General features: G+C 33.3%; 1 protein-coding gene. It reads right to left on the bottom strand.

The window, feature by feature from the left end; genetic code table 11:
- On the bottom strand, positions 1-1,280 hold a 1,280-nt coding region (locus tag Q0791_RS24850; protein WP_299011944.1), incomplete at both ends, for a hypothetical protein.

Below are 1,280 nucleotides of genomic sequence, written 5' to 3'. Positions count from 1 at the left end.
GTGCTAATTTCTTCGGTATAGGAAAAAGCGTGTCTAATATGTCCTTTCGCCCTATAGTAATACCAGCTGCATCAAATTGAATCTCGGTGATTGAATACAGATTATCAGCATTATTCTCAGGAACTTTGGGGGTGATTTTCACCTTGATATTTTCTTTTTTATATCCCTTTCCAAGTACGATCTTAAAATCTTTCATGTCTTTTTTAGTGCCAGAATCATAAAAAAAGGCATCGTAATATTCAAACATTCTGACATAAGCTTGACCAATATAAGCATTAAGCAAACTGCTTTTTAATGCCGCTTCATTATAATGAAACAATAAACGCAATATGGGTTTAAATAATGTGGACGTATAAGTCCCCAAGGGCATAGAGCTATGATAATACTTTAAAATTGCACTGGGCGCGGCACGCTCAACGGAATAAATAATATTATGAAAAGCGGCTTGTGTCGTTCGAATAATTTCAAATATCGGCATAGCTAGACGCAGCTTTGCCGATAAATTACCTCCCGTAAATGCAGTAAAATTACCTGTCATCCCTTGGTTAGGCTTTTCTTTAATCATTCGCTTTGAGAAATCAATTTTCTTTTGATTTTCTTTAATGAGCGCACTCATATTATTGTAATGCCCTTTTTGCTCGGCAATATTCACAATAAAGTCTCTGACTTGCCCCATGTCATTTGCAATATTCGTAAAAGATTTTTTGGCGACCAAAGAGGCGATATTTGCCGAAGGGCCTGAATACATATAAGCGGCTTTATTGATGTCTTCTTTGTCTATTTTGCCTATTGATTTTGAAAACTTTTTTAAATACTTATTATTACTATTACTCAATAATTTAGAGAGATTACCTGTGATATCATTATAATTTTTAATGCGTTTTTTATAATCATCTTCTTGCTTTTTTGACAGCATGGGAATAACAATCGTGGTAATATATTCATTTAAATGATCGATATAGGCATACAAAGTGGGATAAACCAAGCCCCCATGCTGATAAAGATAATGCTTCATGTTTAATATATTATATAAATGATTGGTAATAATAAATAACATGACAAGATCCGTTGAGACTAACGTGTAGATAGTGCCAGTTTTATTCATATATTCAGAAATCTCAATGTCAGTTTGTTCATCAATTGTGTTTGGATTAAGTGTTTTATTAGAATGCACATTAAGGTAAGTCACTAAGTTTTCAAACGCATTAGAAACACGTTCTTTCACATCATCTAATTCAAAATAAGTATTACTGATTGATATACGGCCATTGGCTGCCAAT

This window comes from uncultured Shewanella sp., from assembly GCF_947495455.1.
Lineage (GTDB): Bacteria > Pseudomonadota > Gammaproteobacteria > Enterobacterales > Shewanellaceae > Shewanella.
Note: the sequence above shows the minus strand (reverse complement) of the source record. Positions and strands in the feature narration are given on the sequence as shown.